Annotated in this window: 15 protein-coding genes; 7 read left to right on the forward strand and 8 right to left on the reverse strand. The window is 56.3% G+C overall.

Annotated features, from left to right (window positions below):
- Positions 1 to 52: 52 nt before the first annotated feature.
- The 5 genes from rnd to ACMGGM_RS04150 all read right to left on the reverse strand — a co-directional run bounded on the left by rnd (position 53) and on the right by ACMGGM_RS04150 (position 6432).
- Positions 53 to 1168 carry a ribonuclease D gene (rnd, locus tag ACMGGM_RS04130; RefSeq protein WP_162184518.1) on the reverse strand — a complete coding sequence of 372 codons (1116 nt, stop codon included), beginning with the start codon at positions 1166 to 1168 and terminating at the stop codon, positions 53 to 55.
- An 83-nt stretch (positions 1169 to 1251) separates the two neighbouring features.
- A complete protein-coding gene (gene fadD / locus ACMGGM_RS04135; RefSeq protein ID WP_014884268.1) occupies positions 1252 to 2937 on the reverse strand; it encodes a long-chain-fatty-acid--CoA ligase FadD in 1686 nt (561 codons plus the stop codon).
- A gap of 203 nt (positions 2938 to 3140) precedes the next feature.
- Positions 3141 to 3722, reverse strand: coding sequence for a Slp family lipoprotein (locus ACMGGM_RS04140; protein ID WP_014884269.1), 582 nt, complete (start codon positions 3720 to 3722; stop codon positions 3141 to 3143).
- 37 nt (positions 3723 to 3759) lie between these two features.
- The gene (tsaB, locus tag ACMGGM_RS04145; protein WP_014884270.1) at positions 3760 to 4455 is read right to left on the reverse strand and encodes a tRNA (adenosine(37)-N6)-threonylcarbamoyltransferase complex dimerization subunit type 1 TsaB; all 696 of its coding nucleotides are present in this window, start codon (positions 4453 to 4455) and stop codon (positions 3760 to 3762) included.
- A 66-nt stretch (positions 4456 to 4521) separates the two neighbouring features.
- Positions 4522 to 6432: an ATP-dependent DNA helicase gene (locus ACMGGM_RS04150; RefSeq protein ID WP_023330632.1), complete on the reverse strand. Its 1911-nt coding sequence runs from the start codon at positions 6430 to 6432 to the stop codon at positions 4522 to 4524.
- A gap of 133 nt (positions 6433 to 6565) precedes the next feature.
- Here ACMGGM_RS04150 and ACMGGM_RS04155 point away from each other — a divergent pair, with 133 nt between their 5' ends.
- On the forward strand, positions 6566 to 6910 hold the full coding sequence (locus ACMGGM_RS04155; protein ID WP_014884272.1) for a RidA family protein: 345 nt from the start codon (positions 6566 to 6568) through the stop codon (positions 6908 to 6910).
- Between the two features lie 6 nt (positions 6911 to 6916).
- Here ACMGGM_RS04155 and ACMGGM_RS04160 read toward each other — a convergent pair whose 3' ends face one another.
- Complete coding sequence (locus tag ACMGGM_RS04160; RefSeq protein ID WP_014884273.1) at positions 6917 to 7111, reverse strand: YoaH family protein; 195 nt, start codon at positions 7109 to 7111, stop codon at positions 6917 to 6919.
- Between the two features lie 61 nt (positions 7112 to 7172).
- On the opposite strand from ACMGGM_RS04160, the gene pabB reads away from it, so the two are divergent.
- From pabB to ACMGGM_RS04180, 4 genes are all read left to right on the forward strand, one after another.
- On the forward strand, positions 7173 to 8501 hold the full coding sequence (gene pabB / locus ACMGGM_RS04165) for an aminodeoxychorismate synthase component 1 (protein ID WP_414149174.1): 1329 nt from the start codon (positions 7173 to 7175) through the stop codon (positions 8499 to 8501).
- Between the two features lie 2 nt (positions 8502 to 8503).
- Positions 8504 to 9082 carry a CoA pyrophosphatase gene (locus ACMGGM_RS04170; RefSeq protein WP_014884275.1) on the forward strand — a complete coding sequence of 193 codons (579 nt, stop codon included), beginning with the start codon at positions 8504 to 8506 and terminating at the stop codon, positions 9080 to 9082.
- A gap of 184 nt (positions 9083 to 9266) precedes the next feature.
- Positions 9267 to 10631, forward strand: a complete 1365-nt coding sequence (gene sdaA / locus ACMGGM_RS04175) for an L-serine ammonia-lyase (protein ID WP_196347413.1) — start codon at positions 9267 to 9269, stop codon at positions 10629 to 10631.
- 130 nt (positions 10632 to 10761) lie between these two features.
- Positions 10762 to 12360: an EAL domain-containing protein gene (locus tag ACMGGM_RS04180; RefSeq protein WP_063943270.1), complete on the forward strand. Its 1599-nt coding sequence runs from the start codon at positions 10762 to 10764 to the stop codon at positions 12358 to 12360.
- Positions 12361 to 12366: 6 nt separating this feature from the next.
- Here the strand turns inward: ACMGGM_RS04180 and yoaE are convergent, their stop codons facing one another.
- Complete coding sequence (gene yoaE, locus ACMGGM_RS04185) at positions 12367 to 13926, reverse strand: CNNM family cation transport protein YoaE (RefSeq protein ID WP_014884278.1); 1560 nt, start codon at positions 13924 to 13926, stop codon at positions 12367 to 12369.
- Entirely contained in the window at positions 13914 to 14123 is a 210-nt protein-coding gene (locus tag ACMGGM_RS04190; protein WP_370991304.1) for a protein YoaL, read from the reverse strand. The genes yoaE and ACMGGM_RS04190 overlap by 13 nt, the downstream gene beginning before the upstream one ends.
- Positions 14124 to 14387: 264 nt before the next feature.
- Here ACMGGM_RS04190 and manX point away from each other — a divergent pair, with 264 nt between their 5' ends.
- Both manX and manY read left to right on the forward strand, forming a co-directional pair.
- Positions 14388 to 15350, forward strand: coding sequence for a PTS mannose transporter subunit IIAB (gene manX, locus ACMGGM_RS04195; protein WP_014884279.1), 963 nt, complete (start codon positions 14388 to 14390; stop codon positions 15348 to 15350).
- 47 nt (positions 15351 to 15397) lie between these two features.
- Positions 15398 to 16198: a PTS mannose transporter subunit IIC gene (manY, locus tag ACMGGM_RS04200; RefSeq protein ID WP_008500490.1), complete on the forward strand. Its 801-nt coding sequence runs from the start codon at positions 15398 to 15400 to the stop codon at positions 16196 to 16198.

The following is a 16198-nucleotide window of genomic DNA, read 5'->3' on the forward strand; positions in this document are numbered from 1 at the left end:
TAAGCGCAGCGCCACCGGGGGAATATGCCGGGTATATCGCCCGGCATATTTTTTACCGCGGATACCCTTCCAGCAGGGTATTTAGACGATCGGCCATCAATTCCCCACGCCAGCCCGCCATCAGTTCCGGCAGGCCATTCTGCGGTTTCAGCTTCCAGTGCCAGTTCAGCAGCTGGTTAATCTGACGACGCGATGCCAGCAGCTCAGCACTCAGCTTACTTTCAGTGGCGACGTTCTGCACCAGCGCTTTGATATCCTTAAACGCTTTGCGGTAACCCGGCATATCCATCAGATTCAACAGCGGTTCCGGCAGCGCATCTTCCGGCAACGCCTGCGCTTTTGCGACCAACGCCAGCAGGGTTTTACCGTGGAAACGGATCTCACTGCCCGAAAGCCCAATGCTGTCCAGCTCCCCCAGGCTACCCGGCATATAGCGCGCAACTGCCCAGAGATGTTCCTCGCGCACCACAAAGTTAACCGCCAGATCGCGCTCGCGCGCTTTGCGTAAACGCCAGTCCGCTAACAGCTGCAGGCACGCCAGCTGACGCGTACGCAGCTGCCAGGCGTTGCTGATATCACGCCAGGCGTCTTTCGGATCAACCACTTCCTGGCGACGCAGCTGCGTCATACGACACTCGTCCAGCGCGGCAGAGAGCCAACCGGAGGCCTCCGCCTCTTTCATCAGTTGTCCGGCAATCGGCAGAAGGTAAAACACGTCTGCCGCCGCATATTCCAGCTGACGTTCGGTAAGCGGGCGCGCCAGCCAGTCAGTACGGGATTCACTTTTGTCCAGCGTCAGGCCCGTATACTCCTCCACCATGGCGGCAAAGCCCCAGGAGAGCGGACGACCGCTAAAAGCCGCAAGGATCTGCGTATCGATCAGCGGCTGAGGCATGATGCCAAAGGTATTCAGAAAAACTTCCAGATCTTCACTGCCTGCGTGCAGGTATTTCGTTACTGCCGTATCCAGCAGCAGGTCACGCATCGGCGTCCAGTCGGTGATGCCTAGCGGGTCGATCAGCGAGACGTGCTTGCCGTCATACATCTGAATCAAACCCAGCTGCGGATAGTACGTCCGGGTACGGACAAACTCGGTATCCAGAGCGATGGCAGGAAAGTCGCGCGTCACTTCGCACAGCGAAGCCAGCTCGTCGTTGGTCGTGATCATCTGGTAATTCAAATCGGATTCTCTTTTGTTTGCGCCCATAAAAAACGCCGGCTTAACCGGCGTCAGGGCGATTAACGTGAAGCTCAGGCCTTATTGTCTACTTTGGCACGGGCTTCGTCACGTAATTCTCGTCGTAATATCTTCCCGACGTTGGATTTCGGCAGCTCATCGCGGAATTCCACCAGCTTCGGCACTTTATAGCCCGTCAGCTGACGACGACAGAACGTTATCAGCGCTTCCTCGGTGAGTGAAGGATCTTTTTTGACCACAAATATCTTCACCGCTTCACCGCTGCTGCCGGAAGGCACGCCCACCGCCGCAACTTCCAGCACGCCGCTGTGCTGCATGACCACGTCTTCGATTTCGTTCGGATAGACGTTGAAACCGGAGACCAGAATCATATCTTTTTTGCGATCGACGATGCGCAGGAAGCCTTCGTCATCCATCACCGCAATATCGCCGGTATGCAGCCAGCCGTCTTTAATGATTTCGTCTGTTGCATCCGGGCGTTGCCAGTAGCCCAGCATCACCTGCGGCCCTTTCACGCACAGCTCGCCCGGTTCGCCCGGCGCGACTTCGTTATCGTTGTCATCGACCAGTTTGGCCTCCGTGGAGGGAACCGGCAGGCCAATGCTTCCGCTGTGGTAGTCAATGTCATGCGGGTTGACGCTGACCAGCGGTGCGCATTCCGTCAGGCCATAACCTTCCAGCAGATACTGCCCGGTGAGTTTCACCCAGCGCTCGGCGACCGCCTGCTGAACCGGCATACCGCCTCCCGCAGAGAGGTGCAACGTTGAGAAATCCAGCTGCTGAAATTCTTTGTTGTTGAGCAGCGCGTTGAACAAGGTATTTACCCCGGTCATGGCGGTGAAGGGGTATTTTGCCAGCTCTTTCACCAGCCCCGGAATGTCTCGCGGGTTAGTGATCAGGACGTTTTGACCGCCCAGCTCGATAAACAGCAGGCAGTTCATGGTCAGCGCGAAAATGTGATACAGCGGTAGCGCCGTGATCACCAGTTCTTTGCCCGGATGCAGCAGCGGCCCGTAGGTGGCATTGACCTGTTCAAGGTTTGCCAGCATGTTGCGGTGGGTTAGCATCGCCCCTTTGGCCACGCCGGTTGTGCCACCGGTGTATTGCAGAAAAGCGAGGTCCTCAGAGACCACTTCCGGTTTGACGTATTGCATGCGATAGCCCGCATGCAGCGCACGGCGGAAGGAGATGGCATCCGGCAGATGGTATTTTGGCACCAGGCGCTTGACGTATTTAACCACAAAGTTAACCAGCGTCCCTTTGGCGGTGGACAGCTGATCCCCCATGCGCGTCAGGATGACATGTTTAACCTGGGTTTTGTCGACCACTTTTTCCAGGGTATGGGCAAAGTTAGAAACAATAACTATCGCCACCGCACCGCTGTCATTGAGCTGGTGTTCCAGCTCGCGCGGGGTGTAAAGCGGGTTGACGTTGACGACAATCATCCCGGCACGCAGGATGCCGAACAGCGCCACCGGGTATTGCAGCAGGTTCGGCATCATCAGCGCGACGCGGTCTCCTTTTTGCAGCCCAAGCCCTTCCTGCAGATAGGCCGCAAACGCCCGGCTACGCTCCTCAAGCTTACGGAACGTCATTACCTCGCCCATATTCACAAATGCGGGCTGGTCTGCGTAACGCCTTACCGAGTGTTCAAATAATTCAACCAGGGATTGATAACGGTCAGGATTGATCTCGGCAGGAACATCTGCGGGATAACGGTTAAGCCAAACCTTTTTCAATGCATCACCTCTGAAATGAGTGTTCGTCGTCATCACAACCCCGATAATAAACAGTTTGTTAACATTATATTAACTCAGCGTACCAGTTTATTAATTGTTCAGATTTAAGGTTGCGAAGCGCGTCACTCTTTTTTTTCGTATTATCCGTAAAAAAACAGAGACAGCGGCTAAGCCGCTGTCTCTTTCCTAGCAATAACAGTAAGTTACTCAGTTACGATCGTCTGGACCTGCGCAGGACCGGGGTTATACCAGCCCCAACCCGGGTAACCATAACGATAAGGATGCGGACCCCACATCCACGGGTCAATCGGCTGAGGCGGCATGATCACCTGCTGTGCCAGACGCCAGCGTTTATACCCATTGACCTGCATGGTCATGAATTTATAAGGCGTGTTACCGATTTTACCCTGCACGGCGCCGGTTATCGGTCCGACGACGGTCACCAGTTGCCCACGGAAATCAACGGGATCGAGGAAACCACTGACATCCGCATAGATGCGTCCCCGGGAGGCCTCACCCAGTACGGGTCGCGCACCGCTGTCCAGCGGCACGGTAGCAATCTCCAGCCGGGTTTTCCCCTGCTGGTTCTGCACCTCGATCACTTTCCCGCCGAAGCGCGCTTCCTGGCCGACGTAAAGCTCAGGCGCATTCATCACCCGAACCAGATCCTGCTGGGGCGTCGGGCTACTGCCCTTGATCGCATCAGGGACGGATACGCATCCGCTCAGTGCTATGGCAACCGCGCCTGCCATAAAAAGGCGTACTACTTTAGTCTGAACCGCCATGATGCGACTCCTTTTTCTCAGTTCCTGTTACTGAGATTCACTCGCGGCCCGGAAGTTTCTTCCACGCGACGGTGTTTCGCAAATAAACCGGCTCCGCGTGTTCAACGGCAACGGTTTTTCCTGCTGCGAGCAGCTGAGTGGCAATCGGAAGCATGTCTTCCGCCGCTGGCAGCAGCATGTTGCCGTCCACCAGCGTCACGCCAGTGTCGTTCGCCATGTCTGGCCATGCCGGCCAGCCCGTCCCCACGGTCGCCCACTCGCCGGACAGTTGCTTAAGACGTTCAGTGACCGCGTCAGGTTTAAGTACCGCTTCCGTCTCTTCGCCGTGCCAGACGCCGTTCTCATCACGGGTATATTCCGCCCAGTAAACTTCCCCCATGCGGGCATCAATGGCGGCCAGCACGCGGGTGGCGCCCGTCATACGCCAGGCCCCCTGCGCCATCGTCGCAAGCGTAGAGACGCCGATCATCGGCAGGTCAGCGCCCAGCGCCAGTCCCTGAGCAATGCCAATGCCAATACGGACGCCCGTAAAGCTGCCGGGCCCGCGGCCAAAGGCCAGGGCATCAAGGTCGGTTAAGGCGGTGTTGCCCTGAGTTAAAATGTCTTTTACCAGGGGCAGAATACGTTGGGTGTGTTCCCGTGGGCACTCTTCGAAATGAGCAGAAACAGCACCATCACTCAGCAGAGCAACAGAGCAAGCCTCTGTTGCGGTATCAATAGCCAGAATTCGCATCAGTCGTCGCGCTCTCGCAAGGGTCAGTCACAAAATGGCGCGCATCTTAGCACACTCCGGGGCAAATTACTCCGCCGTTGGGTTTGCCAGAAAACGCACCGCGCGTTTTATATCCCGCGTCCGTGGCGCTGGAGGGAGGCTCGCAAGGAAGGTTGCGCCGTATGGGCGCATGACCAGCCGGTTATCGCAGATAACCAGCACGCCGCGATCGGTCACGTCGCGGATTAAGCGCCCTACCCCTTGCTTGAGCGTGATGACCGCCTCAGGCAGCTGAACCTCGTCGAACGGATCGCCTCCGCGCAGGCGGCAGTCTTCCATCCGCGCTTTCAACAGCGGGTCATCCGGGGAGGTAAACGGTAGTTTGTCGATAATGACCAGCGAGAGCGTATCGCCACGCACATCCACCCCTTCCCAGAAGCTGCTGGTGGCAACCAGCAGGGCATTACCGGCGCTGACAAACTGCTGGAGCAGTTGTCCTTTGCTGGTTTCCCCCTGCAACAGCACCGGCAGAGTCATGGTGGCACGGAACTGCTCGGCGAGGTCACGCATCATGGCGTGCGACGTGCAAAGCATAAAGCAGCGGCCGTTGTTGGCCTCAATCATGGGCTTTAGCATCGCCGCCAGATGACGCGCCGCACCCGGCTGGTTTGGCAGCGGTAAATTGCGCGGGACGCAGAGCAGCGCCTGCTTTTCATAATCAAACGGGCTTGGCAGCAGCAGCGACTCCGCCTGCTCAATGCCGAGGCGCTCGGTAAAGTGGTGCAGATCGTCATTCACCGACAGGGTTGCCGAGGTAAAGATCCAGCTTCCCGGTTTCTGCGCCATCACCTCTTTAAATTTATCGGCCACGGTCAGCGGCGTAAGCGCCAGGGTGAAGTGGCGCGAGGTGCATTCATACCAGTAGCTGTACCCTGGCTGGTTGATTTCTTTCAGCCGTTTCAACCGTCCGCGGTACAACGTGGCGCGTTCGAAGGCGGCATCCAGCAGTGCGGAGCGACCAAGCGACAGCTTCGCGACGTCATAACAGAGTTCAAGGGCATCGTCGAGCAGCAGCAGCGCGCGCTGGATGTTTTTGTCCGCCAGCAGCTCGCGCAGGTTGCCGCGATAGCCGGGTTCACCAAGCTGTAAACGGAAATCCTGCGCGCTTTGCGCCAGGCGGTCGGCACACTTCTGCAACTGCTGGGTATCTTTGAGTTCGGTCCGGTAGGCGATGGTGAAATCTTTTGCCAGGTCCTGCAGCTGGCGGCTGGAGAGCGACTGGCCAAAATACTGGCTGGCGATATCCGGAAGCTGGTGGGCTTCATCGAAGATCATGACATCCGCTTCAGGGATCAGCTCACCGAAGCCGCTGTCCTTAACCACCATATCTGCGAGGAACAGATGGTGGTTGACCACCACCACATCGGCATCCATCGCCGTTTTACGCGCTTTCACCACAAAGCAGTCTTTATACAGCGGACAGTCGCTGCCGAGGCAGTTGTCGTTGGTGCTGGTCACCAGTGGCCAGGCAGGAGAGTCTTCCGGCACGCTCGCACAGGTGCTGATATCCCCCTCTTCCGTCTGGTTGGCCCAGGCGCGAAGGATAATCACGTCGCTCAGGGTCTGAACCGGCAGATCGCCGCCCGCCAGCGCCTGCTGTTCAAGGCGCTCCAGGCAAAGGTAGTTAGAACGGCCTTTCAGCAGCGCCAGTCGGCCCTTGTATTTCAGCGCTTTCGCCACGGTGGGCAAATCACGGCTGTAGAGCTGATCCTGCAGCGCTTTTGAACCGGTGGAGATAATGACCTTCTTTTTCGCCCGCAGCGCCGGAGCGAGATACGCGTAGGTTTTCCCCGTGCCGGTACCGGCCTCGACCACCAGCGGCTGCGCCTTGTCGATAGCGTGCGCTACGGCGTGCGCCATCTGCCGCTGAGGTTCACGCGGTTTGAAGCCGGGAATCGCTTGTGCTAACTGACCTTCAGGGGAAAAATCGTCTGCCACGGTGCTCTCTCACTGTATTTTTGCACAGGGATTATGTCAGTCCCGCCTCTCCAGTGCCACCCCAAATAGTGACGACGCCAGCACAATATGGCAGTCTTGCCGCCTGATGACGAAAAATAACGAGGAAACGTTTATGACGATTAAGCGCATTGATGCCGAAGCCCGCTGGTCTGATGTGGTGATCCACAACCAGACGCTCTACTACACTGGCGTACCGGCTAACCTGGACGCGGATGCCTTCGAGCAAACGGCCAACACGCTGGCGCAAATTGATGCCGTGCTGGAAAAACAGGGCAGCGATAAATCCCGCATTCTGGATGCGACCATTTTTCTGGCCAATAAAGATGATTTTGCGGCGATGAACAAAGCCTGGGATGCATGGGTGGTGGCGGGTCACGCGCCTGTACGCTGCACTGTACAGGCCACGCTGATGAAACCGGAGTATAAGGTCGAAATTAAGATTATCGCGGCGGTTTAAGCCCGATCACTCCTCTTGATCTTCTGGATCATCATCTTCGAATCGCGCCACAATCCGCTCGCCGGAATGACTGGCGCGAATCTCCTGAGCGACGACGGTAATCGCCTGTCCGCTGCTCATTCCCTGGGACATCAGTTCCTGAATTCGCTCAACCGCTTTCTGCTGCTGTTCATGGCTCAGAGAAGGTAAACCTGCAAACATCGTCAACTCCTGCTAAATTATTCGCGCTAATTATTTCACGCTGCCCGGTAGTATGCCACACATGAACATGCGCTTCCCCACTGTATTGACGTTGCACTGGCGTGCTGACGCCGCGGAGTTCTGGTTTGCCCGCATAAGCCACCTTCCCTTTGCCATGCTGCTGCATTCTGGCCATGCGGATCACCCCTACAGCCGCTTTGATATTCTGGTTGCCGACCCGCTTAAAACGCTGACAACCAATGACCTGGCGCCGACGGATGATCCCCTGATGCAGCTTCAGCAAGCGCTCAACGCGTTGGGCTTATCCGCCACCCCAGACCCGGATCTCCCTTTTCAGGGTGGCGCGCTTGGTCTGTTTGGCTACGATTTGGGTCGCCGTTTCGAAACGCTGCCCGAGCATGCGCAGGCTGATATTTCCCTGCCAGACATGGCCGTGGGGCTGTATGACTGGGCGTTAATTGTCGATCACCAGAAAAAAACGGTTTCTCTGCTGAGCCATAGTGGCGTGCAGGCGCGACTGGCCTGGCTTGAAGCGCAACAGCCCGCCCCGGCCAAGACGTTCAGGCTGACCTCCGGCTGGCGCTCGAATATGAGCGAGACGGAATACGCTGAAAAATTCGCGCGCGTTCAGGCGTATCTGCAAAGCGGCGACTGTTATCAGGTGAACCTTGCCCAGCGTTTCCAGGCGACTTATCACGGAGATGAGTGGCAGGCGTTTTCCCGTCTTAATGCCAGCAACAAGGCGCCGTTCAGCGCATTCGTACGTCTGCCTCAGGGCGCTATCCTCAGCCTGTCGCCAGAGCGCTTTATTCATCTGGCCGAAGGGGTCATTCAAACCCGCCCGATTAAAGGCACACTACCGCGTCTGGCGGACCCCAACGCCGATCGCCAGCAGGCGGAGAAACTCGCCGCATCGCCGAAAGATCGCGCCGAGAACCTGATGATCGTCGACCTGATGCGTAACGATATTGGCCGCGTCGCCGAACCCGGCAGCGTGCGCGTGCCGGAGCTGTTTGTCGTCGAGCCTTTCCCGGCGGTACATCATCTGGTCAGCACCATTACCGCGCGCCTGCCCGCCACGCGCACCGCCTGCGATCTGCTTCGCGCCGCGTTTCCGGGCGGCTCCATCACCGGAGCCCCCAAAATTCGCGCGATGGCGATCATCGACGAACTGGAACCGCACCGCCGCAACGCCTGGTGCGGCAGTATCGGCTATATCAGCCTGTGCGGCACCATGGATACCAGCATCACCATTCGTACCCTGACGGCCTGCGACGGCAATCTGTACTGCTCTGCAGGCGGTGGCATTGTGGCGGATAGCCAGGTCGAGGCGGAATATCAGGAAACCTTTGATAAAGTTAACCGTATCCTGAAACAACTGGAGAACTAACGGTGGAGAAAGAGAACCTGACGCTGGATGATTTTCTGTCGCGCTTTCAGCTTTTGCGACCGCAGGTCAACCGCGCCACGCTGAATCAACGTCAGGCGGCGGTGCTGATCCCGGTGGTGCGCCGGGAGCAGCCGGGGCTGTTGTTGACGCAGCGCTCGCCGCATATGCGTAAACACGCCGGTCAGGTTGCTTTTCCCGGAGGCGCGGTGGACAGCACCGATGCGTCGCTGATCGCCGCCGCGCTGCGGGAAGCCCAGGAAGAAGTGGCCATCCCACCTGAGGCGGTCGAGGTGATAGGCGTGCTGCCGCCGGTCGACAGCGTGACCGGTTTTCAGGTCACGCCCGTGGTGGGGATTATCCCGCCGGGCCTGCAGTATCACGCCAGCGTCGATGAAGTGTCAGCCGTGTTTGAGATGCCGCTTGAAGAGGCGCTCCGGCTCAGCCGTTATCATCCGCTGGATATTCAGCGTCGTGGGCATGATCATCGGGTCTGGTTGTCCTGGTATCAGCATTATTTTGTCTGGGGCATGACGGCGGGGATCATTCGTGAACTGGCGCTGCAAATCGGCCTGAAACCTTGACTATACTTTACATTCCATCCTTTTTTGCAGGTTTGCGATCCGCGTCGCGCTATTAGCAAAACCCATCGTTAACCATTAGTTTAATTCATGTGAATAGTTAAGCCGAGGTCGGTGTTCCCTCTTACACTATGCGCAGTTATAACATCGTTACTGGAACCCCGGTAACCCTGTCAGGAGTGTGAAAGTGATTAGTATATTCGACATGTTTAAAGTGGGAATTGGCCCTTCGTCTTCCCATACTGTTGGGCCTATGAAGGCCGGTAAACAGTTCGTCGATGATCTGGTCGAAAAAGGATTACTGGAAAGCGTTACCCGTGTCGCCGTAGACGTTTACGGATCACTGTCATTAACGGGTAAAGGCCACCACACCGATATCGCCATTATTATGGGTCTGGCAGGCAATATGCCGGACACTGTTGATATTGATGCCATCCCGGCATTTATCCGCGACGTGGAAACGCGCGGACGCCTGCTGCTGGCTAACGGCCAGCATGAAGTGGATTTCCCGCAGGATGACGGCATGCGTTTTCGCAGCGACAACCTGCCGCTGCATGAAAACGGCATGACCATTCATACCTGGAGCGGTGAAAAAGAGATTTACAGCAAAACGTACTACTCCATCGGCGGTGGCTTCATCGTGGATGAAGAGCATTTTGGCAAAGACAGCGTTGGCGACGTCAGCGTCCCGTATCCGTTTAAGTCGGCTACCGAGATGTTGGGGTACTGCAAAGAGACCGGTCTTTCCCTGTCCGGTATGGTTATGCAGAACGAACTGGCGCTGCACAGCAAAAAAGAGATTGAAGACTATTTTGCTAACGTGTGGCAAACCATGCGCGCTTGTATTGACCGCGGGATGAACACCGAAGGCGTATTGCCTGGGCCACTGCGCGTGCCGCGTCGTGCCTCTGCCCTGCGCCGTATGCTGGTGACCACGGATAAATTCTCGAATGACCCGATGAACGTGGTCGACTGGGTAAACATGTTTGCCCTGGCGGTTAACGAAGAGAACGCCGCCGGTGGCCGCGTCGTGACGGCGCCAACCAACGGTGCCTGCGGCATCGTTCCAGCGGTACTGGCCTACTACGATCACTTTATTGAGCCTGTCACGCCCGATATCTATATCCGCTATTTCCTCGCGGCAGGGGCCATCGGCGCGCTGTACAAGATGAACGCGTCCATCTCCGGTGCGGAAGTGGGCTGTCAGGGTGAAGTGGGCGTTGCCTGCTCGATGGCTGCCGCCGGTCTGGCTGAACTGTTGGGTGCAAGCCCTGAACAGGTTTGCGTGGCGGCAGAGATTGGTATGGAGCATAACCTCGGTCTGACCTGTGACCCTGTCGCGGGCCAGGTACAGGTACCGTGCATTGAGCGTAACGCGATTGCCTCTGTCAAAGCGATCAACGCCTCACGCATGGCGATGCGCCGTACCAGCGAACCGCGCGTGTCGCTGGATAAGGTCATCGAAACCATGTACGAAACCGGCAAAGACATGAACGCGAAGTACCGTGAGACGTCGCGTGGTGGTCTGGCTATTAAGGTGCAGTGCGACTAATACTCGCTTTCGCCCATCTGCAACGGATGGGCGAATTTCCCCCCTCTTTCTCGTCTCCTTTCGCTTTCCCCACTACACTTTTACTGTTGCGTCCGGCTTTTGGGGCTGGTGGCTTATCAGGCGACCGTTCATGCAAACTGCACAAACGATCATTAAACATTACCGCCGAAAACGCGTTATCGTCTGTGTGACGGTTGCGATCCTTACGCTCATTCTGACCCTGGGCGCTCGCTTTATTTCTCAGCGCAACGTTAACCAGCAGCGGGTATTCGACTTCAGCAGCCATACCGTTCGCTCTCTGGATAATCTTCTCCTTTCGCTGGAAAAACGCCGCAGCGTGTTCCAGCAGCTGGTGGGTCAGCCCTGCCCTCAGGCACATTTGGCCCTGCGAAAACAGGCGGCCATTTTGCAAACGGTACGCTCCATTGCCCTGATTAAAGACGGTATCCTGTATTGCTCCAGTGTTTTCGGCAGCCGTAATATTCCCATCCGCGACTTTCTCCCGGAATTACCCGCCAGCACGCCGAAGCTGATTTTATCGACCGATCGGTGGCTGATGAAGGGCAGTCCGATCTTGATCCAGTGGAACCCGGTGTCCCAGGACGGGGAAGATGGCGTCATAGAGATCATTAATATTGATTTGATCACCAGAATGATACTGGAGCCCGAGCGTCCACTTATTGATGATGTGGCGTTATCCGTGGGCGATCGTTTTTTGCGCTATGGTCAACGGGTCACCGATAGCCTGACTTTCGGAAAGGCTGGCGCGCTTGTTCAGCTGTCATCCACCCACAACCCCTTCTCCATCATCGTCAGCGGGCCAGGTCCAGGAGAGCTGGCCCTGAAGACCCTGCCCGCGCAGCTTCCGTTGGGTCTTATGCTGAGCCTGCTGCTGGGCTATCTCGCCTGGCTGGCGACGGCGAACAGGATGAGTTTCACCTGGGAGATTGATATGGGCATTGCGGCCCGGGAATTCGAGCTTTTCTGCCAGCCGCTGGTGAATGCCCGTACGCAGGCGTGCGTCGGCGTTGAAATTCTGCTGCGCTGGAATAACCCGCGACAGGGGTGGATCTCCCCGGAAGTGTTTATTCCTCTGGCGGAAGAACATAATCTGATTGTCCCTCTGACACGCTATGTCCTCGCCGAAACCGTACGTCAGATAGGCTACTTTCCTTCCAGCGCCGGTTTTCACATCGGCATTAACGTCGCTGCCAGCCATTTCCGTCAGGCGGTGTTGTTACAGGACCTGAACCGCCTGTGGTTCAGCGCTAACCCCCGTCAGCAGCTGGTGATTGAATTAACGGAACGGGATGCCCTTCCGGATGCGGAATACCGTATTGTGCGCGAACTGCATCGCAAAGGGGTGAAGCTTGCCATCGACGATTTTGGTACCGGAAACAGCTCCCTCTCCTGGCTTGAAAAGCTGCACCCGGACGTACTAAAAATCGACCAGTCGTTTATCACCGCCATTGGCACCGACGCCGTGAATTCAACGGTGACGGATATCATCATTGCACTGGGTCAGCGACTCAATATCGAACTGGTGGCTGAAGGGGTCGAAACAGAGGAGCAGGCGCGATATCTGCGCCGCCATGGCGTATCGGTCCTGCAGGGATTTTACTATGCGCGGCCGATGCCGCTGAGAGACTTTCCACAATGGCTGGCGGGAAGTGCTCCCCCGCCAGCACAGCATAACGGACACATTGTGCCCTTAATGCCCCTGCGTTAAGCAGAGCTATTCTTCTTCATCGTGGACAGATTGTTCTTTAACAATACGGACCATATCAACGCGATAGTCGTTGGCTTCAACAATGGTAATGTGCAGCGGCGGCAACTCAATCACATCCCCGATACGCGGGATTTGCCCGTTCACGGCGATAACCAGACCGGCAACGGTCGCGATGTCTTCTTCATCGTTGACCACGTTTTCCACCCCGAGCGTGTGCGAGAGCGCGTGCAGGTCGGTCGTGCCTTTAACCAGCCAGCCTTCGCCGTCGGCGACGATCTCAGGCGTTTCGTCGGCATCCGGGAACTCACCGGCAATCGCTTCCAGCACGTCCAGCGGCGTGACCAGCCCCTGCACCACACCGAACTCGTTGGTGACGATAACGAAGCTGCCGCGTGCGCGTCGCAACACGCCCAGCAGGTTGATCGGATCCAGCGTTTCCGGCACGACAATCGCAGGCGATGCAGCCGCAATGGCTTCGACGTTGACACCCTCTTCCAGGGCCACCAGCATCTCTTTCGCGCGCACGACGCCGATGATCTCATCCAGCTCACCGCGACACACCGGGAACAGGCTGTGCGGTGAAGAGAGCAACTGCTGACGAATTTCATCCACGCTCAGGTTCGCATCGACCCAGCTGATTTCCCCGCGCGGGGTCATGATTCCGCGCAGCGAACGGGAAGCAAGGGAGAGCACGCCGTTGATCATGTAGCGCTCTTCTTCTACAAACGCCCCTTCCGGAACCGGCACCGGATTACGGTTTTCAGTATCAGACTGAACGTTCACCTGGCGACGACCGCCCATCAGACGCAGAATGGCATCCGCGGTACGGGCACGCAGCGGCTGATTCGACTGCTGCTTAATAAAGTTCCGGCGCGCAATCTGGTTGAACAGTTCAATCAGGATCGAGAAGCCAATTGCGGCGTACAGATAACCTTTCGGAATATGGAAGCCAAAACCTTCCGCTACCAGGCTCAGACCAATCATCAGCAGGAAGCTCAGACAGAGCACAACCACCGTCGGATGTTGGTTGACGAAACGCGTCAGCGGTTTCGACGCCAGCAGCATGACCGCCATAGCAATGACCACAGCCGCCATCATCACCGGGAGATGGTTCACCATGCCGACCGCCGTGATTACCGCATCCAGCGAGAAGACCGCATCCAGCACGACGATCTGCAGCACCACCACCCAGAAACTGGCGTAGCCCTTACCGTGTCCATCGTCGTGCTGACGGTTTTCCAGCCGCTCGTGGAGTTCCGTGGTCGCTTTAAAGAGCAGGAATATCCCCCCGATCAGCATGATTAAATCACGCCCGGAGAAGGTGTAATCCATGACGGAGAACAGCGGTTTTGTCAGCGTGACCATCCAGGAGATGACGGAAAGCAGTCCCAGTCGCATGACCAGCGCCAGCGAGAGGCCAATCAGACGCGCTTTATCACGCTGTTTTGGCGGCAGCTTATCCGCAAGGATGGCGATAAACACCAGGTTATCGATGCCGAGAACGATCTCCAGCACCACCAGCGTGAGCAATCCCACCCAGATTGACGGGTCCATTAAGAATTCCATGACAAGCTCCTGCTAAAGGAATGACGAAACGGTGCCCCACTCAACGTGGGCAAAACAGAGGAAGACAGAGTCGGTACATGGCGAGGATCGCCGGTGAAAAAGGCGCAAATTGGCCTGAAAGATGACTGACGTCGGTGACGGTCCATATAGTGGGCTGTAGCCCTATACTCCTGAACAGGTAAACGGAGGCTAAACATATCAGAGACACCAGGTTTTAAGCAAAGATTTACGTTCTTTTGCAAAAACGCAATATGACTAAATTTGTGTTGAGAATTTTCTCGATCGGGAAAGCTAAATTACGGATCTTCATCACATAAATTATTTTTTCACTGTCTAAAATAATTCGCGGAAGTCTTAGTTTTTTGAACTCTAACCCTTATCTGAATCGATTCGGTTCGCCAATACGATTCTCAGTACGTCTGCCCGGCAGGCGTATTAATGATAATAAAAGGAGGTAGCAAGTGACCATTGCTATTGTCATAGGCACACATGGTTGGGCTGCTGAGCAGCTACTCAAAACGGCAGAGATGCTGTTGGGCGAGCAGGAAAACGTCGGCTGGATCGATTTCGTTCCCGGTGAAAACGCCGAGACGCTGATTGAGAAGTACAACGCTCAACTCTCGAAGCTGGATACCAGCAAAGGCGTGCTGTTTCTCGTTGATACATGGGGCGGCAGCCCGTTCAATGCTGCCAGCCGTATTGTCGTCGATAAAGAGCATTATGAAGTCGTCGCTGGCGTTAACATTCCCATGCTGGTGGAAACCTTTATGGCGCGCGACGACAACCCGACGTTTGATGAGCTTGTCGCCCTGGCGGTTGAAACGGGCCGTGAAGGCGTGAAAGCCCTGAAAGCACAACCGGTTGAGAAACCCGCTCCCGCGGCAGCAGCACCGAAAGTGGCTACACCGGCAAAACCCATGGGTCCGAATGATTATATGGTCATCGGCCTTGCGCGTATTGATGACCGCTTAATCCACGGCCAGGTGGCAACGCGCTGGACTAAAGAGACCAACGTTCGCCGCATTATCGTCGTCAGCGACGAAGTTGCTGCCGACACCGTACGTAAAACCCTTCTGACTCAGGTTGCTCCTCCTGGCGTCACCGCGCACGTGGTGGATGTCGCCAAGATGATCCGCGTTTACAACAACCCGAAATACGCGGGTGAACGCGTAATGCTGCTGTTTACTAACCCGACTGACGTTGAGCGCATTGTTGAAGGCGGCGTGAAAATCACCTCCGTGAACATTGGGGGTATGGCGTTCCGTCAGGGCAAAACGCAGGTCAACAACGCCATTTCAGTCGATGCGAAAGATATCGAGGCATTCAACAAGCTGAATGCGCGCGGTATTGAGCTGGAAGCCCGTAAAGTTTCCACTGACCAGAAACTGAAAATGATGGATTTGATCGGTAAAGTTGGGAAATAAGCCCGCGCCGGTTTTTCACATAAAGCTTATGTAATAGGAGAAGTACAATGGAGATTACCACTCTTCAGATTGTGCTGGTGTTCGTCGTCGCATGTATTGCGGGTATGGAATCCGTACTTGATGAATTTCAGTTCCACCGTCCTCTGGTGGCCTGTACGTTGATTGGTGCCGTACTGGGTGATATGAAAACCGGTATCATCATCGGGGGTACGCTGGAAATGATCGCCCTCGGCTGGATGAACATCGGTGCTGCCGTTGCGCCAGATGCCGCGCTGGCCTCCATCATTTCGACCGTTCTGGTTATTGCCGGTCATCAGAGTATCGGTGCAGGTATCGCTCTGGCCATTCCTCTGGCCGCAGCAGGCCAGGTTCTGACCATTATCGTACGTACCATCACCGTTGCTTTCCAGCACGCGGCGGATAAGGCGGCCGAAAACGGCAACCTTACGGCACTCTCCTGGATCCACGTTTCATCCCTGTTCCTGCAGGCGATGCGTATCGCCATTCCGGCGGTTATCGTTGCGATCTCAGTCGGTACCAGTGAAGTCCAGAGCATGCTGAACGCCATTCCAGAAGTGGTCACCGGCGGTCTGAACATCGCGGGCGGTATGATCGTGGTCGTTGGTTATGCGATGGTCATTAACATGATGCGCGCAGGCTACCTGATGCCGTTCTTCTACCTCGGCTTCGTGACCGCAGCATTCACCAACTTCAACCTGGTTGCACTGGGTGTCATTGGTGCCGTCATGGCAATTCTCTACATCCAGCTCAGCCCGAAATATAACCGCGTTGCGGGTGCCCCAGCGCAGGCTGCTGGTAACAACGATCTCGATAACGAACTGGACTAA

Origin of the sequence: Enterobacter sp. BNK-14 (assembly GCF_047456095.1) — a bacterium.
GTDB lineage: Bacteria > Pseudomonadota > Gammaproteobacteria > Enterobacterales > Enterobacteriaceae > Enterobacter > Enterobacter kobei.